This is a genomic window from Pseudoalteromonas sp. McH1-42 (assembly GCF_022347845.1).
Classification (GTDB): Bacteria; Pseudomonadota; Gammaproteobacteria; order Enterobacterales; family Alteromonadaceae; genus Pseudoalteromonas; species Pseudoalteromonas rubra_D.
This window is the reverse complement of the sequence record NZ_JAKRFU010000003.1, coordinates 155,443-180,165: the sequence shown is the minus strand read 5'-3', so window position 1 is coordinate 180,165 and position 24,723 is coordinate 155,443. Positions and strand designations below refer to the sequence as shown.

Annotated in this window: 31 protein-coding genes; 20 read left to right on the top strand and 11 right to left on the bottom strand. The window is 47.1% G+C overall.

The features are described from left to right. Positions 1-239: 239 nt before the first annotated feature. Entirely contained in the window at positions 240-1,001 is a 762-nt protein-coding gene (locus MHN31_RS04205; protein ID WP_239443524.1) for a transporter substrate-binding domain-containing protein, read from the bottom strand. 125 nt (positions 1,002-1,126) lie between these two features. Between MHN31_RS04205 and MHN31_RS04200 the strand changes: the two genes are divergently transcribed. Next, the gene (locus MHN31_RS04200) at positions 1,127-1,333 is read left to right on the top strand and encodes a hypothetical protein (protein WP_239443523.1); all 207 of its coding nucleotides are present in this window, start codon (positions 1,127-1,129) and stop codon (positions 1,331-1,333) included. A gap of 165 nt (positions 1,334-1,498) precedes the next feature. Here the strand turns inward: MHN31_RS04200 and MHN31_RS04195 are convergent, their stop codons facing one another. From MHN31_RS04195 to MHN31_RS04185, 3 genes are all read right to left on the bottom strand, one after another. Continuing rightward, positions 1,499-1,807, bottom strand: coding sequence for a hypothetical protein (locus MHN31_RS04195; protein ID WP_010385201.1), 309 nt, complete (start codon positions 1,805-1,807; stop codon positions 1,499-1,501). A 251-nt stretch (positions 1,808-2,058) separates the two neighbouring features. Then, positions 2,059-2,961 (bottom strand): hypothetical protein, encoded by a 903-nt coding sequence (locus MHN31_RS04190; RefSeq protein ID WP_239443522.1) that lies wholly within the window; start codon positions 2,959-2,961, stop codon positions 2,059-2,061. A 224-nt stretch (positions 2,962-3,185) separates the two neighbouring features. Then, positions 3,186-3,986, bottom strand: a complete 801-nt coding sequence (locus tag MHN31_RS04185; protein WP_239443521.1) for an ion transporter — start codon at positions 3,984-3,986, stop codon at positions 3,186-3,188. 393 nt (positions 3,987-4,379) lie between these two features. Between MHN31_RS04185 and MHN31_RS04180 the strand changes: the two genes are divergently transcribed. Together MHN31_RS04180 and MHN31_RS04175 are read left to right on the top strand one after the other, a co-directional pair. Continuing rightward, entirely contained in the window at positions 4,380-5,321 is a 942-nt protein-coding gene (locus MHN31_RS04180) for a hypothetical protein (RefSeq protein WP_138539439.1), read from the top strand. 485 nt (positions 5,322-5,806) lie between these two features. Continuing rightward, positions 5,807-6,646, top strand: a complete 840-nt coding sequence (locus tag MHN31_RS04175; protein ID WP_239443520.1) for an alpha/beta hydrolase-fold protein — start codon at positions 5,807-5,809, stop codon at positions 6,644-6,646. A 179-nt stretch (positions 6,647-6,825) separates the two neighbouring features. On the opposite strand, the gene MHN31_RS04170 is transcribed toward MHN31_RS04175, so the two are convergent. After that, the gene (locus MHN31_RS04170) at positions 6,826-7,044 is read right to left on the bottom strand and encodes a hypothetical protein (RefSeq protein ID WP_125562238.1); all 219 of its coding nucleotides are present in this window, start codon (positions 7,042-7,044) and stop codon (positions 6,826-6,828) included. Between the two features lie 231 nt (positions 7,045-7,275). Between MHN31_RS04170 and MHN31_RS04165 the strand changes: the two genes are divergently transcribed. Both MHN31_RS04165 and MHN31_RS04160 read left to right on the top strand, forming a co-directional pair. Further along, positions 7,276-7,779: a sigma-70 family RNA polymerase sigma factor gene (locus MHN31_RS04165; RefSeq protein WP_194867630.1), complete on the top strand. Its 504-nt coding sequence runs from the start codon at positions 7,276-7,278 to the stop codon at positions 7,777-7,779. Next, complete coding sequence (locus MHN31_RS04160) at positions 7,779-8,324, top strand: hypothetical protein (RefSeq protein WP_239443519.1); 546 nt, start codon at positions 7,779-7,781, stop codon at positions 8,322-8,324. Before MHN31_RS04165 ends, MHN31_RS04160 begins: the two co-directional genes overlap by 1 nt. Here the strand turns inward: MHN31_RS04160 and MHN31_RS04155 are convergent, their stop codons facing one another. The 4 genes from MHN31_RS04155 to MHN31_RS04140 form a co-directional block, all read right to left on the bottom strand. Next, on the bottom strand, positions 8,325-9,791 hold the full coding sequence (locus MHN31_RS04155; protein WP_194867632.1) for a HAMP domain-containing sensor histidine kinase: 1,467 nt from the start codon (positions 9,789-9,791) through the stop codon (positions 8,325-8,327). It lies immediately after the preceding gene. Beyond that, entirely contained in the window at positions 9,788-10,516 is a 729-nt protein-coding gene (locus tag MHN31_RS04150) for a response regulator transcription factor (RefSeq protein WP_125562246.1), read from the bottom strand. The genes MHN31_RS04155 and MHN31_RS04150 overlap by 4 nt, the downstream gene beginning before the upstream one ends. A gap of 76 nt (positions 10,517-10,592) precedes the next feature. Then, positions 10,593-11,399 carry a spondin domain-containing protein gene (locus MHN31_RS04145; protein ID WP_125562248.1) on the bottom strand — a complete coding sequence of 269 codons (807 nt, stop codon included), beginning with the start codon at positions 11,397-11,399 and terminating at the stop codon, positions 10,593-10,595. A 10-nt stretch (positions 11,400-11,409) separates the two neighbouring features. Beyond that, on the bottom strand, positions 11,410-12,111 hold the full coding sequence (locus MHN31_RS04140; RefSeq protein WP_239443518.1) for a spondin domain-containing protein: 702 nt from the start codon (positions 12,109-12,111) through the stop codon (positions 11,410-11,412). Between the two features lie 608 nt (positions 12,112-12,719). Here MHN31_RS04140 and MHN31_RS04135 point away from each other — a divergent pair. Next, positions 12,720-12,911, top strand: coding sequence for a hypothetical protein (locus MHN31_RS04135; protein WP_125562252.1), 192 nt, complete (start codon positions 12,720-12,722; stop codon positions 12,909-12,911). Positions 12,912-13,113: 202 nt separating this feature from the next. Here MHN31_RS04135 and MHN31_RS04130 read toward each other — a convergent pair whose 3' ends face one another. Together MHN31_RS04130 and ettA are read right to left on the bottom strand one after the other, a co-directional pair. Continuing rightward, a complete protein-coding gene (locus tag MHN31_RS04130; RefSeq protein WP_125562254.1) occupies positions 13,114-13,476 on the bottom strand; it encodes a PilZ domain-containing protein in 363 nt (120 codons plus the stop codon). A gap of 287 nt (positions 13,477-13,763) precedes the next feature. Further along, on the bottom strand, positions 13,764-15,428 hold the full coding sequence (ettA, locus tag MHN31_RS04125; protein WP_010385184.1) for an energy-dependent translational throttle protein EttA: 1,665 nt from the start codon (positions 15,426-15,428) through the stop codon (positions 13,764-13,766). A 546-nt stretch (positions 15,429-15,974) separates the two neighbouring features. Between ettA and MHN31_RS04120 the strand changes: the two genes are divergently transcribed. The 14 genes from MHN31_RS04120 to MHN31_RS04055 all read left to right on the top strand — a co-directional run bounded on the left by MHN31_RS04120 (position 15,975) and on the right by MHN31_RS04055 (position 24,694). Continuing rightward, the gene (locus tag MHN31_RS04120) at positions 15,975-16,250 is read left to right on the top strand and encodes a helix-turn-helix transcriptional regulator (RefSeq protein WP_125562256.1); all 276 of its coding nucleotides are present in this window, start codon (positions 15,975-15,977) and stop codon (positions 16,248-16,250) included. Next, on the top strand, positions 16,225-16,587 hold the full coding sequence (locus MHN31_RS04115; protein ID WP_125562258.1) for a hypothetical protein: 363 nt from the start codon (positions 16,225-16,227) through the stop codon (positions 16,585-16,587). Before MHN31_RS04120 ends, MHN31_RS04115 begins: the two co-directional genes overlap by 26 nt. An 11-nt stretch (positions 16,588-16,598) precedes the next feature. Beyond that, a complete protein-coding gene (locus MHN31_RS04110; protein ID WP_239443517.1) occupies positions 16,599-17,018 on the top strand; it encodes a glycoside hydrolase family protein in 420 nt (139 codons plus the stop codon). A 36-nt stretch (positions 17,019-17,054) separates the two neighbouring features. Beyond that, the gene (locus MHN31_RS04105) at positions 17,055-17,300 is read left to right on the top strand and encodes a hypothetical protein (RefSeq protein WP_010385180.1); all 246 of its coding nucleotides are present in this window, start codon (positions 17,055-17,057) and stop codon (positions 17,298-17,300) included. A 129-nt stretch (positions 17,301-17,429) separates the two neighbouring features. Then, positions 17,430-18,251, top strand: coding sequence for a baseplate J/gp47 family protein (locus MHN31_RS04100; RefSeq protein ID WP_239443516.1), 822 nt, complete (start codon positions 17,430-17,432; stop codon positions 18,249-18,251). A 9-nt stretch (positions 18,252-18,260) separates the two neighbouring features. Further along, the gene (locus MHN31_RS04095) at positions 18,261-19,175 is read left to right on the top strand and encodes a phage tail protein I (protein WP_239443515.1); all 915 of its coding nucleotides are present in this window, start codon (positions 18,261-18,263) and stop codon (positions 19,173-19,175) included. 14 nt (positions 19,176-19,189) lie between these two features. Next, positions 19,190-19,747: a phage tail protein gene (locus MHN31_RS04090; protein ID WP_125562264.1), complete on the top strand. Its 558-nt coding sequence runs from the start codon at positions 19,190-19,192 to the stop codon at positions 19,745-19,747. Between the two features lie 33 nt (positions 19,748-19,780). Continuing rightward, entirely contained in the window at positions 19,781-20,053 is a 273-nt protein-coding gene (locus MHN31_RS04085; RefSeq protein WP_125562266.1) for a hypothetical protein, read from the top strand. 34 nt (positions 20,054-20,087) lie between these two features. Then, positions 20,088-20,900: a hypothetical protein gene (locus MHN31_RS04080; protein WP_239443514.1), complete on the top strand. Its 813-nt coding sequence runs from the start codon at positions 20,088-20,090 to the stop codon at positions 20,898-20,900. Positions 20,901-20,909: 9 nt separating this feature from the next. Then, positions 20,910-21,362: a hypothetical protein gene (locus tag MHN31_RS04075; protein WP_239443513.1), complete on the top strand. Its 453-nt coding sequence runs from the start codon at positions 20,910-20,912 to the stop codon at positions 21,360-21,362. A 69-nt stretch (positions 21,363-21,431) separates the two neighbouring features. After that, positions 21,432-22,421, top strand: coding sequence for a baseplate J/gp47 family protein (locus MHN31_RS04070; protein ID WP_194867634.1), 990 nt, complete (start codon positions 21,432-21,434; stop codon positions 22,419-22,421). Beyond that, entirely contained in the window at positions 22,414-23,223 is an 810-nt protein-coding gene (locus MHN31_RS04065; protein ID WP_239443512.1) for a phage tail protein I, read from the top strand. The genes MHN31_RS04070 and MHN31_RS04065 overlap by 8 nt, the downstream gene beginning before the upstream one ends. Positions 23,224-23,234: 11 nt before the next feature. Further along, positions 23,235-23,783, top strand: a complete 549-nt coding sequence (locus MHN31_RS04060; protein WP_125562276.1) for a phage tail protein — start codon at positions 23,235-23,237, stop codon at positions 23,781-23,783. Continuing rightward, complete coding sequence (locus MHN31_RS04055) at positions 23,780-24,694, top strand: hypothetical protein (RefSeq protein ID WP_239443511.1); 915 nt, start codon at positions 23,780-23,782, stop codon at positions 24,692-24,694. Before MHN31_RS04060 ends, MHN31_RS04055 begins: the two co-directional genes overlap by 4 nt. Positions 24,695-24,723: the final 29 nt, after the last annotated feature.

The following is a 24,723-nucleotide window of genomic DNA, read 5'->3' as shown; positions in this document are numbered from 1 at the left end:
CTGTGATTTCCTTGTTTTACGGTTCTTTAAACCTTGATGCTGGACAGCACCTGATTGTGTAGTCATCCATTTTGTCTGTCGGTAGGTGGAAAGAACATTACATTTTGTTACATGAGCAGCGTATGTAAGGGGTCAGCATTTTTATCACAGCAAATCTAGCAGGGAAGTGAGGATCTGGATTATGTATATCTGTAGTAACACTCGCCACGATAGGAGAGGCTGGTATACCGGTGGCAAGTTTAGTGGCTTAAGCCATCTAAATTCAGCTGATACTCAGTAGATAACTGTTCAATCACACCTGTTTGTCTGGCTTTGTTGAGTGAGGTTTGCATCTTGTTGAAAAAAACACTGGGGTCAGTGATGGCTTCTGAGCGTTTGGATACAGTAATATAATACGCTTTTTCCTGAACCACATACGCACCGATTGAGAGTGCTTTCGGATAGCCCAGTGCTTTTAGCTCTGAGATCAGCGTATGGGTTGAGGCAGCGGTAATATCACTTCTGTTGGCCATGATTTTTTTCAGGGCATGTTCCAGCGTCACTGAGGTGTACACATCTCTTTCAAGTGCATTGGCTTTTTCTCTGATCTCTTGGGTGTATGACACACCCCGCACAAACTCAAACCTGAGCGGCGAAATGTCGTCTACATGGCTGATATTGGCGTGCTCAGGCCTCGAGATAAATCGCAAGGAGACAGTAAACAAAGGAAAGTCAGCATAGCTGACAAACTGGGCGCGTTCAGGCCGATAAGAGAGTATCGAGACATCGAGTTTGCCCGTTTTAATATATTGGTTGCCGCGTTTGATGGGTAAGGGGACAAAACGATAGGTGTAGCCATTGTCTTCCAGCAGATACCTGAGGAGCTCTTTGGCATAGCCTGTGGCAGTGTCATCATAGGTGAAGTAGGGGCGCCAGTCAGGGCTGTTAATCAGCAGTGGTTTGGTATGCGCAATATTTAAAAATGCGCTTAGTGTGCAAAACAAGATGATAGGAAGTCGCATCAGCAGGATCCTAAAGGCCACCATTAAGCAAGTTTAGGTCATTTTTATAGCTGATGCATTGTGTATTGAAACTGCAATAAATTGTTTGTATTCTGGGTTTTTATTTAACAAAAGGAAATTAGAAAATGAAGATGAAGCTAGCATTAAGTAAGAAAAACATTAAAATGCTAAGTGCAGACAGCCAAAAATTGCCAACTCAGGCAACACCAGCTGTTGCTGGTGGTGGTTTTAAAACTTATCGCTGTACGTTTGATTGCCTGACAGAAACGCCATTTTGCAGAACTTACAACCCAACTAATCAAACTGGTTGTTGTAATTCAACAATTTGTTAAGTGATATTTAAAGGCAAGCTCGGCTTGCCTTTTTAATGCAGTTCCTGATATTTGGCGGTTTTACTTAAGCCAATGCAGATCTGCTGAACGTCTCATTCACCGCTCAATACCGTACATCGAGCTCTAAGCGGTAACCTATAGAAAGTAAACTGCGCCTTTCATACCTCAATCCTCTGGGCCTTCCAGCGTAAAAGTGAGGTGTTTGCGCATATCTTTCAGGATCACCCCTTTTTTCAGCATTGCGGCGCTCAAGCGCTTTTGCCATTTGAGTAAATCAGGCTTGGCGGCATCCAGTGTGGCTTGATCTTCAAATTGAAAACACAGAAGCAGGGAGCCAGGAAAGAGGTGGTATTCCACATCAAACCAGCATTGCACCATGCCAGGGATTTCTGCGCGTGCTTGTTCTTCGATTGCGTCGGCTACCGTGAGCACCAGTGCCTGTTGTTTTTGCTGAACTTTAGAGAGCTTTTTCATGAGGTTTCCAAATTTAAAGCCTGTATGGCGATAACCGTGAATTATACCTAACAGGCTATCGGTAAAGGAAGTGAGAAGTGTGTCAGGCTGATAGTTCCCGGATGTTTGCTGTCCGGGATTGATCACCGCCCAACATGGTATTGATGATGAACTGAATGTTCTTATCTGAAGAAGCACAACAATCAGTATGAACGTTGTGCGATAAATGTCCGATACCTGTGTGATTAATCACCGGTAAATGTTTGAGGTGCTTAACCAGCCTCAGCCAGTTTACGCACTTCTGCTCTGGTGGGGGCGTCTGTTGTGTTATAGTTACTCAACTCAACACCGTCACCAAACACTTGATTTAATAGCGCTTGATAGTCTTCAGGTGAACGCTCAGGAGAATACCTGAACAGCTCTTTAAGCGCTTCTCTTTCTATGCCTCGCGCATCTGCTACGTCTAGCAGGGGCAGGCCAACGTCGACAAAGCCTTTGTCATCTCTGCTTGCTACAACCTGGCCATCAACGCTGAACACACTGGTTTGCGGCGTTTGTTCAAACATCAGTTTTCTGCGGTAGTTTTCTTCGGCAGCAATCTGGTTGGTCAGATACTGATCGCTGTAATTGCGTACCTGTTCGTCTACATAGTCCTGATAGGACTCGCCGTAGCGTAATTCAAACACTTCGGCATTGGTTGGGCCTTCACCTTTGGGGTAGACCTCAATGTGGGCATCAGGAAATTGTTCTGCAATGCGTTGCTGTCGTTTTTGTGGGTCGTTGCGCGTTTCTTTGAATATCTCAGCCACCGGACCATGGCCGTATACAGTGCCGTCATAGCCTTCGGACACAACGGCTTTGCCATCAATAAATACGATGCGCTCAATGTCTTGTTGCTGACCTTTGTGGTGATATTGCTGCGCCAGGTCGTCCTGATTCTTAAAGCCGCTGAAAAAATTGTTGAGGTCAGGCATCTCACCTTTAAACTCGTTAATGTCTTCGGGTTTTAAGAGGTATATCAGGTTAACCTTACCCGTTAAGTCAAAGCCAGTTTGGGGCACGTCTATTTGATTTGTTTGTGGCTGAGACACCGGTGTATAGCCCGTTTCCTGGGTGTTATTTGAAGTTTTCTGATAGGTGTTGTGCGTGTGATTAGGGGTCGATGTCACTTGCATGTTCAGCTCCTTTGGTCAATGGATTAATTGGCAACGAATATTCCCGTATTCGTGGGCCTATCTACTGAGCTTTTATAAGCAAGCTACGTACCAGACTCAAAAACATACCGAGAGGGCACGTGTTGTACGTTATGACTTGGGGAGAGTAACAGCACAGCTGTTGTGATAAGGGCTTTATGGCAAGGACTTGCCGCTTAGGGGTAAGCGGCAAGCTTCTGGCAGAGCTAGTCTTTTTGTCGTTTTAGCAGCGCATCCAGTTTGGCCTCAACGCGCGCGATATCCTCACGTGTGGCCATGACCTGGTCGGGTTTGCCTTCTTCTTCATGCATTACCTGCATGGCATCGACTATGATACCAATAAAGAGGTTCAGTACCGCGAAGCTGGTAATAATGATAAAAGGTACGAAAAACAACCAGGATTGCGGGAACAGTTCCATAGTCGGGCGTACAATGCCCATAGACCAGCTTTCTAATGTCATCACCTGGAACAGGGTATAGGCAGAAGCACCGATACTACCAAACCACTCTTGCATATTAGGATCCGGATGCTGACCAAATAGTTTGGTTGTCAGAACCGCTGAGACGTAAAATACAATACCCAGCACCCCAATGACCGAGGCCATACCCGGCAGAGAGTGGCCCAGTGCACCAATAACCCGGCGCATTTGCGGTACAATGGAGAACAGTCGTAACACCCGCAGGATCCGAAACGCACGCAGTACGGAGAGCGGCCCACTGGAGGGAACCCAGGAAACAGCAACAATAATTAAATCAAACCAGTTCCAGCCCGACTTGAAGAATTTAAGGCGATAAACCACCAGCTTGAGTATCAGCTCAATGGTAAATATCAGCAGGATCACAAAATCAATTTTATGCAAAATGGTTGCATTGTCTTTACCAAACTGCGTGGTCTCCAGCCCCAGGGTGACCGCATTAAATAAAATGACGGCAACCAGGAAGTTCTGAAACCACTGCGCTTCGACGAGCGACGTCAGTTTCGACATAAAGGAAGTAGAGGTTGTCATGGCTCTTTTTTAGGTAATTATCCAGGCCAGTTATCATGTCGGGAAAATGTGACTTTTTCAAGGTTTATAAAGCAGTAAATGGGCGGAAAGAGTACCGCATATCAAGTTGTTCAGGGAGTTGATAATTACTCAAATCTTTATTCCAAAAGATTAGAATAGATAAATATGGTGGACAACTAGAGAACACGCTCTGTGGGGGGGATCAACGTAAATAGTTGGGTAACAACGCGATAGGATATTTGCATATTTTCGATGTTTAGCAACTAAGGAGACATCAATCGACCTTCTAGACGGAATTCTTATCCTTAATTGTTTTTTTGTAAATTTAGCGTTTACAACTTTGGGTTATGGTGTAACTATAAATCAAAAGGTTTGTTTTTGGGGAGTGTTCGGTTGATAATTAGTTTCACACTAGGTGTCATTTTTGGTGCAATGGCACTCTTAAACGTTGTACTTTTTGCTATCAAGAATATTAGGGAGCTACTTAGGTGCTCTTTATTTTTAACGCTTCCTCTTCTAATCCACTTTGTTTTTCCGTTAGTATCAAAGCTAACAATAGGTGAGCCTAAGCAAATTGATTTATCGGTGCTCTACCTCTCTTTTATCGTCACGTTAGCACTAGGTTTAGCTGTTGTTTATCTATCTTCATATAAAAGTGCTATAAAAAGATATCCTGTTACCTCTCGAGATTTCCTAGACTTTTTGCTGCTTAGTAACACTGAGTTTAAAGACCTACTGAGATCTGAACCACACCATCTGAGTGATATTATTTCAGTTATAAATAAGAAAACACCAGGTTTTGTTGATGACCTTTATTCCTTGCTAAGTAGTGGAGAAGACGTTGTTGATGATCTGGATGGTGAAGAGATGTTAATATATGTACTATTTTTATTTAATGATACTTTTTTAGAGACAGAGTTTAGCCGTTTCACGATCAGAGAGTTAGATGAAGACAATTTAGTGATGAAAACGATTAAAACAACACGAGAAGACTCCCCCCCTGGAGATATAGACATTACAAAAATAAATATAATTACCAAGTCAATGCAAGAAAAAAAGCCTATACTTTATTCCAAACATAAAGCAAACCACTTTAAAACCAAACAGAATAGCTTAGAAATGGGCCTCTATGATGACTATGCTTCATACTGTCTAATGACTAAGTCTGTAGAAGGTGAAGATCTTCCGTGGTACAGTGTTTGTATCGATGTTAAGGGTCATGATCTTGTAGCTAAGCTGAATGCTTTGGTGGATCATCCTGTATTTGAAATTATGTGTGCTCGGTTATCTGAAAAGCTACATGATGAAAAGTTCGCAAAACAGGGGGCAATTTGAAATGCAATGCAAATTGGCTAAAAATGTTGTTTCAACCAGAGAAAGAAAGATCAGGAGCGCCAAGCTCAAAGCAAGGTCAGTTGCCTTGATTTTAAAAAATGAAAATAACGTAACCATTTCAAAGCAAGCAATAGAGCAAATTTCGACAATAATTCATGATAGTAATTTCACTTATTTAGGCTCGAAACAAAACAATACAAAAAAACTGTAATACCCGACCACACTTTAGTGTTTAAGTAGCTAAAACTATTCACTTAATTAAATGGCGTATTGCTATAAATACCTGAAGCATAATCGGAACTAGTCAATCAAACCCCAGTACTTTTTTATAGGTCAACAAGTAATGACAATCTAATTGGTACATGACAACTATATCTAAGAGCATCTGCCTTATAACTCAGAGTGCTTGTATGTATTATTCCAATAGCTGGTAATGCTAAATGTGATAGAAGGTGTTTGAATTATTAACAGGATGTTCTTGCTCGATGTACACACTATTTAAAGTCAATATAAATATCGTATTCTGTATTTTGGCGCTTTTCCTGAGCGCCTGCGGAGGTGCTGATAGCTCGGACACAGGCACAGCACAGCAGGGCCTGTCTGATCAGGTGGTTCAGTCTTTTGTGCCTGGTGAGCGGGTACAGTTGGATGCGATTGCTTCCAGTTACACGGGTGTGTCGTATCCCCTGAAGATTTATCTGCCACAAAACCGGGTTGCCAATAAAACGTACCCGGTGATCTATGCGCTGGACGCTGAATGGCGTTTTGACACCATTGCGGATAGTCTGGATGATAACAAGATGGAAGTGATTGTAGTCGGTGTGGAAAATTACGCCGATGATAATTACAAACATCGAGAAGATTATTCACAGTGGCCATTGGCCAGAGATTACTTTGATTTTATTAATAAAGAGCTGGCACCGAGTATTGAAGCCCGGTATCCGGTGAATCAATCGGATAGGACGATCATGGGACACTCCAATACAGGTTTGTTTGTTGGTCTTGTCTTATTGATGGATGATCCTCAGCAGCCTTTTTTCCACCGCCACGTGTCGTTTGATGGGAGTTTCTGGGCACATCCGGAAACTACCTCACAGCTCATTGATGATCGCAGGGCGCAGAGCCAGGCCTTAAAAAGCCGAACTATTCTGGTTGGTGCCAATGGCAGTATCGGCAATGTACTTTATGTACGACAGTTTGATGCGTTACTGGAACGTGCTAACTTTGCACAGCTGGATCTGACTTACCTTGAATATAAACAAGATCATATTCCAGTGGTGGCGCACTCGATGGATGAAGTGTTGACGGCTTTGTATCAAAATTGATGCTAAGCCAGTCGAAGAGATTGTGTGCAATCCGTTTTTCATCATTACAACAGGTGAAATATAACACGTCTCTTAGCAGATGTGTTTGCTGTCTAAAAAGCATAGGCTTAGCGTTATCAGTTTACGGCCTTATTCAATAGGCAGTAACGCTCCGCGAACTAAGGCAAAAATAAACTTACTCATACCGAAAAATAGTCTGCCAGACGTTTTGATTTTATTGAACGTCTGGTCATCACCATAGCTAGCTCTGTGACGCCAACAGCTAAAAAAGTTGCACTGATTTTGAAAATCACAAACGGAGTAAAGGCCAGGATCAGCCCCATATTGATCAAGCAGAGTAAGGCCACCAGCCAAACAACGGCAGTGAGTTGAAGGTGGTTTGTAGTAATTGTTTGCATTGGGTGCTCCACAGTTATGTTGGATGAAGATTTATAAGCCTTAGTCGATGTACCGGCTCCGGTCTTACAAAATTTTTTAATAATTTTTAAGTGCCTGATAGCTAATTGCTGGCTTCTGTAGCGAAGAGTTAGGTGCATTGTGAGAATTAAAAATAAACAAAAAAATGTTGTAATAGATGCGGATCCCAGCCGACTAATGCGGGCACAATCATAAAAGTGGGGTAACTGAGATTGAATGAGCGGGGCAGGGAGCTGGACAGATCGGCCATCGTCGAAACTTACTGGCCGCAGATCAATCGCGCAGCAAGGGGCTACGAAAACCGGCCTTCCCTGTGTGAAGAGCTTACGCAGGATATGGCCTTTGCGCTATGGCGCGCCCTTGGACATTTTGACGGCAAGTGTCAGTTAAATACCTACGTGTACCGGGTGATCCACAATGTTGCGGTCGACCACATTCGTAAGCACAGCAGACAAAAAGAAGATGAACTGAGCGAAGCGCATACGCTCAGTACGGATTCACCTGAGTCAAACATACAAAAATACCAACAGCAACAGCAGCTGACCAGAGCTATACATCGACTGCCATTGAGTCTCAGGCAGGTGATGCTGCTCAAACTTGAAGGGGTTGATACGGCTCAAATCAGTGATGTGTTGGGGATCAGTGAGGCCAATGTCGGGATCCGACTGCATCGTGCTAAAGCACAACTCGCTGAACAATTGAAGGAGAATAGCTGATGGATAATCATGACTTTTCGGATTTAGCACAGTTGTGGCAGTCGACGCCAACGTCATCACTGGCATTGGAAAGGTGTATTCAGCGTCACAAAAAGCAGCGTTTCAGGCTTTGGTTTAGTATTGTCATTGAGACACTGATATTGCTGTTGGTGAGCGTCTGGTTTGTGCGTGCAATACTTGAATCCGTCCCTCTGGTGACGCAACTGTGGCTGGGCTTTGGCTGCTTCTGGGGTGGGAGTATGTACATTATGGTCAATAAAAGCCGTGCAGCCAGTTTAGGTATAATAAAAACTCAACAGCTATCAGCGGGACTCAAAGTGCATCAACAGCTGCTCAGGGAGGAGATTTTTCGTTGGGATCTCAGCATTAAGGCCACGCTACTGTTTGTTCTGGTTCTACTACTCTATGCCCTGACTCCGTATCTTGTAGGAAGCGTGGAGATGGTTAAGGGGGTGATTGGACTGACAGCATTGCTTATGGTGACAGGCGTGTTTACGTTTAAAAAACGCCAAGCGGAACAGGTACTAAAAACACTGAGTGAGTAATCACTCAGTGCCACGGACCTGAAACACAAACTCACTGCCTTCACCAAGTTGGCTGTTGACCTTAATCTCCGACTTCAAAAGCCGTAATAACCTAGCTGTGATCGCCAGTCCCAGACCTGCATGGGTTTTTTTACAGCCTTTGCTGTTGCTAGCCTGGTAGCGTGCTTCAAAGATATAGGGCAGCTCTTTGGGGCTGATCCCCACGCCGGTATCCTGAATAGCGATGTCATAGCCACCGTCTTTGGCGGTCACTGCAATGGAGATGGTGCCACCAGCCGGCGTATGGCGCAGCGCGTTTTCAATCAGGTTACTCATTATCCTTTCCAGTTTGGCGATGTCTGAGTAGACCACAAAGTCACACTCGGTGGGGGTGACGCACAACGTGATGTCCGCCTGTTGTGCCTTGAGGGCAAATTTGGCCAGCACATCATATATCAGTTCACCCATGTTAAATACTTCAAAGTGCACCTGAGTGTGGCCGGATTCCAGGTGTGCCAGTTCAAATATTTGATCAATCAGGTTTTTAAGCTGCGTACAGTTCTTTAATGCAATACTCATATAGCGTTGCATTTCACCTGATGAGGCAGCACCTCGCTCCACCAGCTCCAGGTACCCCTGCAAAGAGGCCAGCGGTGTGCGCAGGTCGTGTGACAGGTGGGCAAGCAACTGGCGGCGTTGTTCATCCACTGCGGTCAGTTGCGACATCTGTTGATTGATGGTTTGCAGCATGGTGTTAATGCCATTGCCGAGCTGGTGGATTTCGTTATCCTGCTGCTGCCAACTGAGCAGGGGGGCTTGTTTGATATCAAATTTATGGTGTTCAACGGTATGAATATATTGATTCAGCCGCTTCAGCGGTTTGGTCATAAAACGGAACAGCAGTAGCAGCGTGAGAAACAATAGCAGCAGAAAAACCCCTAACCACACAGCCTGTTTCACCAGCTGATCTGAACTATTGAGTTGCGCCACAATCGAATCATAAATTGACGAGCCTATAATGACATACAGATACCCCTGCAATTTCTGCTCGTTGTACACAGGTGCCACAGAAAAGATTTTACTGCCGTCAAGCGAACGGGGGTCATCCCCATAAACCGGGAGCTTAGCAGGTGATTTGATCAGCTGCACTAGCGGGCCCAGGTCAATTGACTCACGTTTTACCTCACCAGGTTTTGCCGAGTAGGTCAGTAGTTTGCCGCTTGGGTCGACAAAGTAAAATTCAAATGCCGGGCCCAGTACCATTAAAGTATGAAACAGGTTTTCCAGTGCTTTATAGTCGTATACACCCTGTTGCAACAAGGGGTTATCCTGCGCCAGATGCTCAGCCAGTCCAATGTGCAGCTGTTGTTCTGCCTGCGCACGGGAAACGGAGGACAGGTTCTGTGTCCACCATACAAAGACAGACACGATCAGCATAAAGACGGCCGTAATAGTCAACGCCAGACGGTGATAAAGTGAAAGGGTCATTGCATTTCCTGCTGTAGCGGTTTGGCATTGAGTTTATAGCCTACACCCCACACCGTTTCTATGATGGCGTGCTCAGTTATTTGCTCAAATTTGTTGCGAATACGATTGATATGAGAATTAACGGTGTGCTCATATCCCAGATGATCATAGCCCCAGACTGATTCAAGTAGTTGGGCCCGGGAAAACACCTGGTTGGGATGGCGGGCAAAAAACAGCACTAAATCAAATTCAGTCGCGGTGAGGTCGACAGGCATTTGCTTGAGGGTTAGCTCATGATAGTGGGGATCAATATGCAGCTGGCCAATGACCACCGGGTTGGTTGTGCTTGAGCTAGGTTGTTGCTGTGGTTCTTGCAGCAGCTTGATGTGCCTGAGCTGGGCCTTGACTCGGGCCTGAAACTCCCGGTAGCTAAATGGCTTGCAAATGTAGTCATCTGCGCCCATTTCAAGACCAATGATCCGGTCCATTTCACTGCTTTTGGAGGTCATCATGATCACGCTAGTTTTAGGGTAGCGAGTTTTGATTTCCCGGCACAGTGTCAGACCGTCCACTTCAGGTAGCATGATATCGAGTATCACGATGGCATAATGTTGATTGGTCAGTTGTGGCATAACCAGATCTCCACTGGCAAGGTGATCAACGCCGAGATCTAGCTCGTTCAGGTGAACGCGTAATAGATCGGCAATATCAGCATCGTCTTCAACGATAAGCACTTTTTGCTGCATAGCAGGTCTCCACACCGGTGTTTGCTGCCGGTTGTCAGTGCTCCGTGACCGCAACGGTCACGGAGCGGCTGGGAGACTACTTGGTTCTGGTAATGGTAACCGTCATTAGCGGGTTGTCGAATTTATGGCTGCTTGTTAACACCGACGTTGTCAGCCCGTCATCCATACCAACCACACCTGGGTGCATGGCCACCTTGTTTAACGCTTCTCTTTCGGCACTAAACCCTGTACCACCATCGGCTGGGCCAGGTATGGTGCCCTGGGCTTCCGTATTGGCCTCTGTGCCCGCGTCATAGGCATGTGTCGTGTATGTCATCACTTGACCTACTGTCATTGCAGACACATCCAAAGCATTAAGACCGGTAAAGCCATCATTTGTATTCACCATCATGGAAATCAAAGACAACTTTTGTCCATCCAGGGAGTCATGGGTCAGCGTCAACTCGGTTTTTTGCCCAGGTGGTAGGGGCGCGGTTGCAGAGGTCTGGCTTTGCACGACGTCGAGTGCCAGCAGGCCGCTGCTATCCCCGCCTTCTGCTAATACTTCCAGTGCATCGATTGCCGGTTCGCCCAGTTGCCAGAATTGTCCTTCCTGATGCAGCGCAACGGCAATGGGAGAAAGCGGCTGAGCGTAAGTAAGGTTAGTTGCAGTGATCATTAACTCCACTGTGGTTGGCGTGGGGTCTGTTGGATCTGTCGGATCAGTTGGGTCAGTCGGGTCCGTTGGATCAGGGTCAGCAGGATCGGGATCTGCGGGAGCCGGGTCATCGACCATGTTCATATCATCATCGGGCATAGTAACGGGCATGTTATCGTCGTTATCGCTGCCACAGGCAGCCAGTACTAAGCAGGCCGCAGGCAGGGTGAGTCTAAATAATTTCATGGCGGGCCCCTTACTTAACGGTTACGGTAACTTTGGCAACGGGGTTCAACCAGCGGTGTACTGTGTTATGTAGGTCACTTTTTCCACCGGTTGTGTCATCATCGCCCAGATTGCCGCGGTGAATATGTACAAACGCATTTTCTTCCATATCCGTAACACCACTGCCCTGAGTACCTGGGTCAACGCCCGGAGAGGCGGGAATACCTGGCGTGCCTGGTGCACCTGAGCCATCTACAATCAGTTCATTATTTGCTTCGGTACCTGCATCATAGGCATTCAGATAGATATGATAAGTACCAGGTGTAGTGGGGATCGGCCAACTGTTCAGGCCAACAAATCCATCATTGGTTGGCAGCATCATCGCGACAATTGACAAGCGGTCATTGCCTTCATCGGTTTCCAGGCTGGTCATGGTTGAAGTGACCGGTGCGAGTAGTCCTGCGGCTGGATTTTCCATTGTGTTGGCGTTGATGCCTGTCAATATTTCGCTTAAACCGGCCAGTGATCCACCTTCTGCCATGGCTGTGAGTGCTTCAGATGCGGCTTCGCCAGCATTGAACAGCATGGCATCGCTGGTGTGTGCGCTCACTAATAACGGGGTGAAATAGATCCCCTGTGTCAGGTTGGTGATCTTCACGTCGAGTGATGCAGCGCTGGCTGTACCGGATGCTAATAAAATACCTGTGATGAGGGGGATGATGCGTGTTTTCATAATTTACTCTTGTTGTTTGGATTTGACCCTAACAAGCATGCAGGTAAATTATTGAGAATCACTCCCGCAATTATCACAAAACCATCACAATATGGTGACGTTTTTGTCTGAGAGCATAATCCTTATTGATAAAGTGCAACATCCATGAATCCGCTATTTGTAGACAATTCTCTATTTGTTATTAATAACCATGAAGTTAAGTGTGGTGAAGCAGAGCGAATCCAATGCAGTAATACTGCTATATAAAAGTGTCAGCTAACGTGGGTAGGAGTGTATAAAGGCGATATGTTCTGAAAAGCCCGCCTGATGAGTTTAATTTAGCGAGTCTGGTGCATTCCTGTTTGATTAGTGTTGCCATGTGACCGGTAGTCGTAAGTTTTGCTGCACTGCCCGCAGTTTTGATGTCATTTTTGCAGGTAAGCGTACATTTTCATTTGATAGAGCTTTCATTGGTTGTTTGTGTAGTCTCAGGAACTTAGATATCCCCGTTTTTTGTTTCAAAAGCAACGTAAAAATAAGTCCAGAGTGAAATAAAAGTAAAATATTAACCCGGGTCGCTCATGTTATGCTCAACTGTCATTACCTAAACGAACTACAAGGAAACAGTTATGAAGCTTAACCTCAACAAAAAACAGTTGAAGCGTTTAACTTTTGAACAAAAAAAACTTGAAGGTCAGACACCTAAGGTTGCTGGTGGAGCTGGGTCTTACTATGCATGCTGGTCAGATCAACCATACTACTGTATGACCTGGGATGCAGACTGTATTACCGAGCGTCGTTGTAACACCTGGCCAAACTAAGACGGTCAGAGGTTTAAATGAAACACTGCAGAAAAGGGCTGTTAGTCACCCTTTTCTGTCTTTAGCCTGGCTGGGGCGGTGGAAATAAATGCTAGTCTGCACACTTTAATTCGTATCCGAATAGTAAAGTGCTATCAGTAGGGAGCCCATTACTTCTGGCTGCGACAAGCGAGTCAGATAGAAAACTCAGCTAATGCAGTGCTTAGTCGTGTAGCAGTAGCTGTTCCAGATCGCGGTGAAGTACGTCATCATCCCCCAGGTTGAGTTCAATCAGACGCTTGAGATGCGTGACGCTGTCGAGGTCGATCTGATTACAGTGTACACCGAGGTGACATTCCTCAATATGACGGACCTGTACTTCCATGGCTATCTGTATGTCACTTTGCGGCAGGGCAAAGCGCAGGCTGGCCGGCTCATCTCTAAGGGGCACATACCCAACAGGTAAAGTCACTAAAGCGCCATTGAGTGACAGGTCGATGACTTCGCACTTGTAATCGCCGCTGGCCGTCATCAACACCGCCGGGTTAGAAAACAGTACGCGTGAAAATCGTCTACGTTCTTTCATCAGTATTCTCTTAGCTTGTTTATCTATAGCTTAGCTAGTTTTTGCCCCAGTCTCCACTAATACCAATACCACTTACAACTTGTTCGATTTGCAGGCGAAAATTTGGCACTAGCGGCGTTAAAAGTTTCTTATCTAGGTGCCTAAACCGCAAAATCTTTACCTGGTTAACGATACTTTTCTCGCCTTGAAATAGTACGCATTAGTTATGTAGATTGGTACAAATTCTCGTTCTGAGTAGGTATAAAAAAGCCCTGAAAGTCAGGGCTCATATCTGGCATTATTGGCGATTAACCAATTTTTTTGTACTTGATGCGCTTAGGCTCTGCGGCCTCGGCACCGTAGGTCTTTTTCAGCCATTCTTCATATTCTGTGTAGTTGCCATCGAAGAAGTTCACCTGACCTTCGTCACGGTAATCCAGAATATGGGTTGCGATACGGTCAAGGAACCAGCGGTCGTGCGAGATACACATGACACAGCCCGGGAATTCCAGAATCGCGTTTTCCAGTGCACGCAGGGTTTCCACGTCCAGGTCATTGGTAGGCTCATCCAGCAGGATCACGTTACCACCGGCCTTGAGCAGTTTGGCCAGGTGCAAACGGTTGCGCTCACCACCAGACAACTCTTTCACAAATTTCTGCTGGTCATTGCCTTTGAAGTTAAAGCGGCCAACATACGCACGGCTGGGCACTTCAAAGTTACCAATTTTCAGGATGTCCTGGCCATCAGATACTTCCTGGAATACGGTGTTGTTGCCATCCATGTCGTCGCGGAACTGCTCAACGGTCGCCAGCTCTACGGTTTCGCCCAGTACAATGTCGCCGCTGTCCGGTTGGTGTTGACCACTGAGCATTCTGAACAGGGTTGATTTACCCGCACCGTTGGCACCGATAATACCGACGATAGCACCTTTAGGCACTGAGAAGCTTAAGTTGTCAATTAGGACGCGATCACCAAAGCTCTTGGTCAGGTTATTGACTTCAATTACCTGATCACCCAGGCGAGGCCCTGGTGGGATGAACAGTTCATTGGTCTCGTTACGTTTTTGGTAATCAGACTGCTGAAGTTCGCTGAACTGTGCCATACGAGCTTTAGATTTAGCCTGACGGCCTTTCGGGTTTGAACGTACCCACTCAAGTTCTTTCTCAATAGACTTCTGGCGTGCTTTTTCAGATTTCTCTTCCTGTTTCAGGCGGGCATCTTTTTGCTCCAGCCACGAAGAGTAATTACCTTCCCACGGAATACCATGGCCACGGTCTAGTTCCAGGATCCAGCCCGCCACATTATCAAGGAAGTAACGGTCGTGGGTAATGGCAACGACAGTGCCTTCGTAGTCATGTAAGAAACGCTCTAACCAGGCCACTGACTCAGCATCCAGGTGGTTGGTTGGTTCGTCCAGTAACAGCATGTCTGGTTTTTCAAGTAACAGGCGACAGATTGCAACCCGGCGACGTTCACCCCCTGACAGGTGCTCAATTTTAGCATCCCACTCAGGTAAGCGTAGTGCATCTGCGGCACGTTCCAGCGCGTTGTCCAGATTGTGACCGTCGTGTGCCTGGATAATGGCTTCCAGCTCACCTTGCTCTTTAGCAAGGGCGTCGAAGTCGGCGTCTTCCATTGCATACTCTGCGTATACTTCGTCGAGACGGCTCAGTGCACGCTTTACTTCGCCCACTGCTTCTTCAATGGTTTCGCGCACCGTTTTGCTTTCATCCAGCACCGGCTCCTGAGGCAGGTAGCCAATTTTTGTGCCTGGCTGCGGACGTGCTTCCCCTTCAAACTCGGTATCTACCCCGGCCATGATACGTAGCAGGGTTGATTTACCTGCACCATTTAGACCAAGCACACCAATTTTGGCACCTGGAAAAAAGCACAGAGAAATATCTTTTAAGATTGTGCGTTTGGGTGGTACGACTTTGCTCACCCGCGACATTGTATAGATATATTGAGCCATGAATTTTGCTTCTCTTTATTTAGATGTGGTTATTTTAGTGAATGCCGTGCACGGGGGCAATGTTTGTCTGACACACTGGCCAATTTGTGAAGAAAACCCTTTCAAATTTTACAATTGTTAATCTGGTTTGCTTTTATCGCGAGTCGCTAGTTAGCTTTTACAAGATTCAGGGATAAATTTTAACTTTATAATTGTTAGGGCATTTTTGACCTGTTTCGGGCCAATGAAAACGGTATTATAGCCCTAAGCTTGATAAAGCTACGACATGGAGTTGTAAACATGTGATGCAGTTTTGGCATCAGCGCACTTTTCCTTCATTCCCTGCGCCAGCACATTCAGAACAGCGGATGTTACATGGGGCTTGTGACCAGTAAGCCAGGTTCACATACGCACCAGTTTAATTCAATGACCAGAGAAATAAACAGTGGCCACCATTGTCTACAACCGCTTACCTTCGCGGCCTGGCACATACGAGTGCTGCAATTTGTTAGCCATTTAAGGGACGCTGTTTTGTTTGATGAATGACTTCACAGTATAAGGAAAACGATGAAGCAATATATGTATGCAAAGCCGCGGTTAACGCAGCAAAAAAGAACCCCGATGGGGGCAGATATCCTGAGATTTGCCCGTCTCTTAAGAGGTTATACGCAGGCTGAGTCAGCAGCACATTATGGCGTCGAAGAGCGCACGCTGAGACGCTGGGAAAACAAAGAATACAGCCCTAGGTGGAACGACGTTGTCGGTCTGGTCGAGGATGTTTATGCACTCGATATTTTAGAAGTAATAGGAAAGATCAATGATGATGACACAACCAACCATTAAGCAGTTACGCGCCGCTTTAAAACGCTGGGGTCGTTTCTGGCGTGCAAAAGAACTGGGCAAAGGGTTTAGCCGTCAGGCCGTGACCGAGCGAGTAGGTGATTCCAGTGCCCGTTATGTGAGCAGCGATATGATGAGCGTGCCTGAAGAAATAGAGACATTGACACAGCAGATTGCACAACTTAGGCCTGAATGTATCCGTGCACTGCGCGGTAAGTATCTGGTTGAAGGAGACATTGCACAGGTTGCAAAAACGCTGGGTTTTGACTCAAAACGCTCGTTAGAGTTTTGGCTCGTTAAAGCTGAGCGTAGTCTGCTTCAGAGCTTGTGTCAGCCATAAGGAGGAACACAATGACAATTATGAATACGGTTGAGCAGATAAAAAAACATGAGGGATTCCGTCGTTTTCCTTATTACTGCACGGCTGGCAAACTCACGATAGGGTATGGCAGAAATTTGGAACAAAATGGTATAGCTGAGGAAGAAGCGGAGCAGTTATTGGCACAGGATGTGGCCAATGCTCAGGCTGGTGTGCGGCGTCGTGTTGATATCTCTCATTGCAATGAAGCTCGTCAGGCAGTGCTGACAAATATGGCCTTCAACCTCGGTGTGCGAGGGTTGCTGGGTTTCAGTAACATGCTTGATGCAGTACAACATGGCGACTTTGAGCGAGCAGCACTGGAAATGCTGGATAGTCGCTGGGCCAGACAAGTTCCTGAGCGCGCAGAGGAGCTGGCGCAGCAAATGCTCAGTGGGCAGTGGCAATCTTAAATTGGGGGAAACTATGAATGAGGAGGTGGCCAAACCATGCAAGCCGACCAATGGCAAATGAAAAAGGAGCTGAATCTGGCTCATATCCTGACCACCATTGCACTGTTGGTGTCAGGCATTTTATATCTCAATGATCTGGACAAGCGGATCACCACGAATTCGCAGGAGCTTGCACATCTCAAGCAAATCCGCAAAGAGGACCAGAAGCGCATTGAAAAGCGTCTTGACTCTATCGATAAAAAGCTCGACGCATTGTTGAGTGCTAAACGAAACAACGGTTAGCCAGCGGGGCGGTCGATACCGACACGCGTATCGTGAAGTACCGTCACCACATTTCTACACATTGACTGAAACTGACTTACCTGAGCAAGGCTGTTCGGGCCGGACAGTTTTTGCCTGAGGAATTGACCTATGAATACCGCGATAGATCTGTCACGCCTGGCACCACCAGCGGTGATAGAAACATTGAACTACGAAGAGATCCGCGCTGAGTTAGTTGAGGCGATATCGGACCGTTTGCCTGAACACAGCTTTTTGGCATCTGATCCTGTCATCAAAGTGCTGGAGGTTGCTGCCTACCGGGAATTGCTTCTGAGACAAAGGGTGAACGACGCTGCACAAGCGGTGATGCTGGCCTTCGCCTCAGGCAGTAATCTTGATCACCTCGGTGGCTTGTTTGGTGTTGCACGGGCTGATGCAGAAGATGATGAGCGTTATCGGGCGCGTATTCCGCTTTCTTTAGAAAGCCACAGTATGGCCGGTACGACAGGTGCTTATCAGTTTCAGTCTTTGCTCGCAGACGCTCGGGTACGGGATGTTCATGTTACATCGAGCACACCCAGCGTGGTTGAAGTAACAGTACTGACCGACATAGGTGCTGATCTGGCAGCGGTACAAAGTGCAGTGTCAGACCATCTGAATCATGAGGATGTTCGGCCATTGACGGATCAGGTGCAGGTATCGGCCACCAGGCCAACCAGCGTGCCTGTTGAAGCCCACGTTTATCTTAATCCGGGTGTGAATGAGTCGCAGGTCAGACTGGCGATTGATACTGCACTGGATGCATTTAATCAGGCGCATACCCGGTTGGGTAAAGAGATCCCGCACTCTGCAATTATCGATCTGTTACATCAGGGCGGGGTGCGCAAAATTAAATTATTGTCACCTTCGGATGACATAACGCCCGAAGATACGCAGGCAGTGAGTTTGTCGCTGCATTTGAGTTTTTTCTAGGAGGTCGTTGTGACAGTCAGTACTGATTTACTGCCGCCAGGTGCCTCTGAATTAGAACGCAGCCTGAGTGCAGGCACACACTATGCAGAGCGGGGTGTCACACCTGAGCATGTGGCCAAGCTCTGGGATCCGCAAACGTGCCCGGAGTCTCTGCTGCCCTGGCTGGCATGGGCCCTGTCGGTGGATGAATGGGATGAAAACTGGCCGAGCGAAACCAAACGGGCGTTAATCGCTCGCTCAGTTCCGATCCACAAGCACAAGGGAACCGTCGGCTCAGTGAAACGAGCGCTCTCTTCGCTGGGTCTGGAGCTGGAGTTTTTTGAGTGGTTTGAAGATACCGATGATGTTTATCTGGCGCCTTACTTAAGCAAAGAACCACATACCTTCGTTTTTATTGCGTGGGCTAATGCGCTGCCTTATACCAGTCGGGCCGTCAAGCTGGATCAAAGCCTTTACGATGCTATCCATCGGGTGACCAACCAGACTAAGCCACAAAAGGCGCACTTTGATTTCCTGGTGGGGATGAAAATGGCGAGCGCTGCGGCGGCGGGGGCAATTGTCCATCCGATCACGCATAAGCGCTTATATGGTGCGGTTGAGCCCTGTATTGGCGACAAAGCCAAACAGCGTGACAGCCAGGCGAGTGTGTCTGTGGCTGCGTCTCTATCCGATAAGCGTTATCAGGTACTCAGACACCGTGCAGGAGTGGATAAACTGCGTCACCGGATCTCTCAGTGCGGTTTACGCCAGGCATTTTGTATGACACGCCGACCTGTGCAGGTTGTTCGTTTCAGAGGACTGTCGGATCAGCGTATTCCCGATGAATTTATTAACAGTGTCAGTTGCGCCGCCCCGGTGATGCATATCAGTCGCCGTCGGGTGAGTGCCGTGCGTTGCTACGGCACGCTTGGCGCACCTGCATAAAGGAGTTTCTAACAATGAGTATTTTACTTCAGCCCGTGATCACTTCGGCGGGCTTGTCGGCGCTGTTCAGAGCGCAACAAGGTGGTTTTAAAGCCAAAATCAGTAAAGTGGGTCTGGGCAGCGGTAGTTATCAGCCCCATGAAGGGATCACTCGTCTGCAGGACGAGAAATACAAACTGGATCTGGCCAGTGCCAAAACACTCGCCGATGGCAAACAGCTACACCTCACGGTGCGTGATGCTGAGCCGATAGCGGGAGAGGGTTTTTTCGTCAATGAAATCGGTTTTTACACCGAAGAAGAAGTCGATGGACAAATACAGCATGTGTTGTTCGCCGTGTATTCTTCCCCAACCGAGTCAATCGCTTATAAATCCAATGACGTTGAGTTGCTACTGGCGTTTGACCTGACCCTGACAGGCGTGCCATCAGACTCAATCACAGTGATCGATCAGGGGGTTGAGTTCAATATTTTGGTGGCCCCTGAGCTGGCCAAAATGGGCAAGGCACAAATCGGCAATATGCATCGACATCTGAAACTCAAGTTTGCACTGATGGACAACGGCGTGCTTTAGGCACCAGAACAGAATACACAAGGAGGCACTACGATGACGCAATACAGCACGGCTCCTGAGCGGGCACAACAGCTGGCCGAAGAGGCCATAAAATTACTCAAACAAGCCAAAGCACTGCAACATCAGGCGCACGTTGATGCTGCCCGGGTGCAGGCCTATCAACAGCACAGTGACGGCCTCGCATTTCAGTTTTTGGCGGCATGCGCTGAGTATGGTGAACACAGCCCGCAGGCTGGCAAGGCCCGTGAGCGCTGGCTGGGCGCACGTAACGCCATTAAAGCGCAGTTTCCAAGAACTTCAATTTAGACACTTTTTAACTCAAATTTAAACGGAGAAATATATGGCATTAGAACACGATATTGCCAGCCTGGTTGAAGCCTCAGAAGCCCTGACCAGCACGGTAGACAACAAAATTCAGAGTATTGATAGCGCGCTCAATGCGGCTATTAGTGCTTCACAGAGCAAAACGGATCAGCATCTGGCAAAGGTAGACACTGCCTTAAGCCAGTATTTGAATACACAGTCACATTTTCGAGTAACCAGAAATCAGGCTCTGGTGCCAGATGATAATGGAAATGTTCCGAAACTTTGGGACACGGGTAATTTGAAAAAAGCGACACTCCTTGAAACGGTAGAAACAAATCAGGAAGTGGATTCTCGCAGTGTGCTAGCACGTGAGTTTTTGCGTGCTTTAGATTCTGATGAAAAGTACTTTGCGGGTAATTTCAATATCTGGGAGCTGGAATACTACCCCTATCGTGAGGTTACAATTGATGGCCAAATATCTAAGACTTATGCCCACTTAATGTACCAATATTTTCGTCGTCCCACGCACATGACGGTAGCCGCAGTGGTTAAACACATTCGAGGGATAGTACCCACAGGTTCTTGGTGCCAAGGGCTCAGAGCCAATGAACCGGCAAAAATTTGTGGAGGAGAAGTTGCTCTTGACGGTCGGAACAAATACTCGCACTGTGTGCCAATTGCGCATGGCATGGAACTGGATAGTTCTGAAACTGTCGTGGTCCAGGTTGCACTTCCCGCAGTTGTAACAGGCAAAGTACCACTTGACTCCGGCTGGGGACAGTTCCCTCATGTTGGACATAAAGACCAGTCTGCTTACGATTACCATCCGACATCCACGTTTTCATAGGAGAGTAAAATGGCCAAATTAAAAGTAAACAATCAAGTTGTAGAGCAGTACATAGACCCGACTAGACCGCTCAGTATTGTTGAGCAGTATGTTGCTGAGTTTTATGGGAGTGACTGTGAATTCTCTGTTGAGCTGAGTGATACAGAACAACAAATGATAAATCGTATTCAGGTTCGTAGTGACGTAGAAAAGCAAGTAGCAGACAGCCAGTCCTTGCTTGGTACAACGTCGGACACGACACACTTATTACTCAACGAACTCAGTGGGTTCGTCAACAAACTGTCTGAAGCCAATAGCCTGGAAGACGTGAAAGCGTCTGTGACCTCTCTGAAAGCCAGCATTGGTGATATTGAAGGGAAAGTGGCAACGGGTGAGCTGACTTTTCCATATCAGAGCAAAGGGTTGGACACTGTAAAGCAGGAGATCATTGAACGCGCCAATGGCGTTAACAACCTGCTGTAACCCTTGCCCGCTCGCTACATTTTTTCGCTGCCCGCCTTAATTTCCAAACTTGTAATATCAGGAGCTGCTATGTCTCTGACCAATTTTAGTGCCATAGATATGGCCCGTTTACCTACGCCCAAGCTGATAGAGCAGCTGAGTTTTGATGAGATAAAAACCGCGATTGTGGCGGATTTTTCCCAACGCTATGACGGGGCAGTGCTGGATTATGCCAGTGATCCCGCCATTAAGCTCATAGAGGCCTTTGCCTATCGGGAAATGCTGTTGCGGCAGCGTATAAATGAGGCGGCTGAAGCTGTATTACTGGCCAAAGCCAGCAGCACTGAGCTGGATTATTTGGGGGCACGTTTTGGCGTTGAACGTGCTGTAACCTCACCAGGCAATGCCAAAGCGGTTCCTTCAGTGCCAGCGGAGTATGAAAGTGATGAGCGTTATCGTGAACGCATTCGCCTGGCACTGGAAGGATTCAGTACTGCGGGACCCGCGGGCGCTTATGTGTTTCATGCTATGAAAGCCTCACCGAAGGTACGGGATGTGTATGTATCCGCACCTGAATTCGAGCGTGCTTCAGTGACTGACGACAGCGCGACAAGCGCATTCGTGCTGACCTGTACATCAAATGCGGGATTAAGCGAGCCGATGCCGGGTGATGTGGCAGTGACCATTCTCAGTGATGAGGGCTCGGGCCTGGCATCGGACGCTTTATTGAATACAGTCCAGACGTATCTCAACCAAGATGAGATCCGTCCACTGACGGACAGAGTCAGGGTGATACCCGCTTCTATCCGCAGTTTTACCATCAATGCTCGCTTGTATTTATATCCAGGGATGGATAGCGATGCCATTAAGCAGCTGGCCATAAAAACCACCTCAGATTGGCTCAATGAGCACCGCAAACTCGGTCATGATATTTCTTTATCTGCTCTGTATGCGGTATTGCATCGTGAAGGCGTACAGCGGGTTGAGTTACTCGAACCACAGTGGGACATCACGGTGGATCAGGATGAAGCAGCTTATTGCACCGCAATTGAAGTTGACATCGGAGGCGAGCATGTCTGAGTCACTGCTACCCAATCAGGCAAGTAAGCTTGAGCGGGCATTGGATAACGCAGCAAGTCGCATCACCCAGGTGCCTGTATCACTCTCGCAACTTTGGGACCCATGGCACTGTCCGGTGCACTTTTTGCCCTGGCTGGCAGATGGGTTAAGCGTGGATAGTTGGGATAATCTCTGGCCTGAGCATATTCAGCGTCAGGTGATTGCCGACAGTGTGCCTAATCACAGAATTAAAGGCACCGCGGGTGCAGTTAAGCAGTCGCTGCGTAGCCTGAATGCCAGTGTTGAATTGCAGGAATGGTGGCAAACCGGTGGTGCACCACATAGTGCTGAGTTACTGGCACTGGCCCATGACAATCTGGACCCGCAAGGGGACACATTACTGACGCCAAAACTTCAGGCACAGCTGTGGCAAACAGTGGCTGCGACTAAACCATGTCGTAGTCAAATCCAGTTTCGCGTTGGGGTTGCGCAATCTGCTGAGTGTTCGCTGAGCAATATGGCAGCCTCGCACTCCATGAGCCAGCTCAACATGCAAGCAAGTCCTGCTTTTACGTTCAGGACTGAGTTATTCGCGATAGCTGGAACAGACAAACCTTCAATATCAGACAGTACAAACCAGCTGAACGATGAGGGGGCTGAGTTTGATGAGCATAGCATAGTGCTGGCAGCGCGTTCTATGGGGTCCTGTATTGGAACCGGCAACTTTGAACAACAGAGCTATATGCGGTTTGAAGGTGAGTCAGAAGTAGCATCAAAGGCTAATACGCTATCAATTCAAAGTGTAAAAATGACTCTTATTTAAAAGGACATTATATGAATACGTATACACCTGTCATAACACAGCAGGGGTTAAATGCCGCTGTTAGCGCACATGATCAGGGGATCAAGATTGAAATTGCGCAGATAGCAGTGGGAGATCAAGGATATATCGCTCATCGTGACCAAATTCAGCTTAAAAACGAGCGAAATAGAGTCGATGTGAGTGGTGGTAAGGTCGTCGGTGCAGGTCATTACAACGTGACTGGGACTTTCAAGGATACAGCGCAATATGCCGTGCGTGAAGTGGGGTTTTTTCTTAATGATCAAAATAGAACATTGTTTGCGGTGTGGTCTCACCCCGAAAATGCATTGTTCTACCAGACTCCCTTGGCACAAATTGTTCAGGGGTTTGATCTGATCTTGAATGCTGTGCCTGGAGATAGCATTGATATCCACGCATCGGGTGACCTCAATCTGTTCTACGGTGAAGAGTTTCTCACCATGGCACTGGCTCAGACAAAAATGGCCAGTGCTCAGATCCAATCAAATTTACGACAAATAGCTTTTAATGAGCAGTTAATTCAAATGAGGAAAGCATTATGACGACGCTGAGTCAGAAAATTGCAGAGCTAATTGATGAAAATGCCAACCTTGTCGCCGGCGCTCAGTTATTAACGAATGAAGTTAATAGTCAGCTGGGTCTCATTGATACTGCCCTGAATTCAGTGCCAGATACCGCAATTAATGCCATCAAGTCGCACTTGGAAACCGAACTGTATGTAAATGCTGACTCCAATATCGGTAGCGATAACCATGATGGTAAAACGCCGGAACAACCGTTACAAACGTTGACTGAGGCATGCCGCCGTTTAACAGCCGGCTGCTCGGCACGCATAAAATTGGCGGCTAACGAAAAAACGCATTATTTCAGTGGTGTTATCCTACCAGACTGTAATGTTCAATTTGAAGCATACACACAAACGGATTGGCTCCATTACGGTCTGAAATTACACTGTACAGGTGCAGTGGCATTTAATACGCGGGGTATTAATACCCGAATTGCGCTGCAGTTTGATGGTGACTTTGAAAAGCATATTACGTTAGAGCACAATCGCTTGTTTGAGAACATTGGCAGAGCGAATTACTCACTTTCGAGCAGCAATGATTTTTACCCTGTGATTGTACTTTACGGGGGAGAAGGCGCACTGTTTCCGCACTTTGTTGCCGTTAACTACAGTCGCTTCGCCGGGGTTGGTACGGTTGCCATGCAAAATGTTACTTTTGCGGCAGATGTCAGCATGGTAAATGGTGAAAGAAGCTTCACATATATGCCACAGTTTAGAGCAGATATCTCGCCGACTGGTGGTGGCATTCTGGCATTTTATCGAAATGTAGAGGTATACGCCGAACAGTTCACTCCTCCGGATACCGAACTGGCTCCGGGTTGCTATCTGATAACCCAAACCAGTCCTGACAATTCGTGGCTGGTACATAACAAGCCATCTCAGCCTTAAGCATACCCGCCGTACATTTTAACTATAAG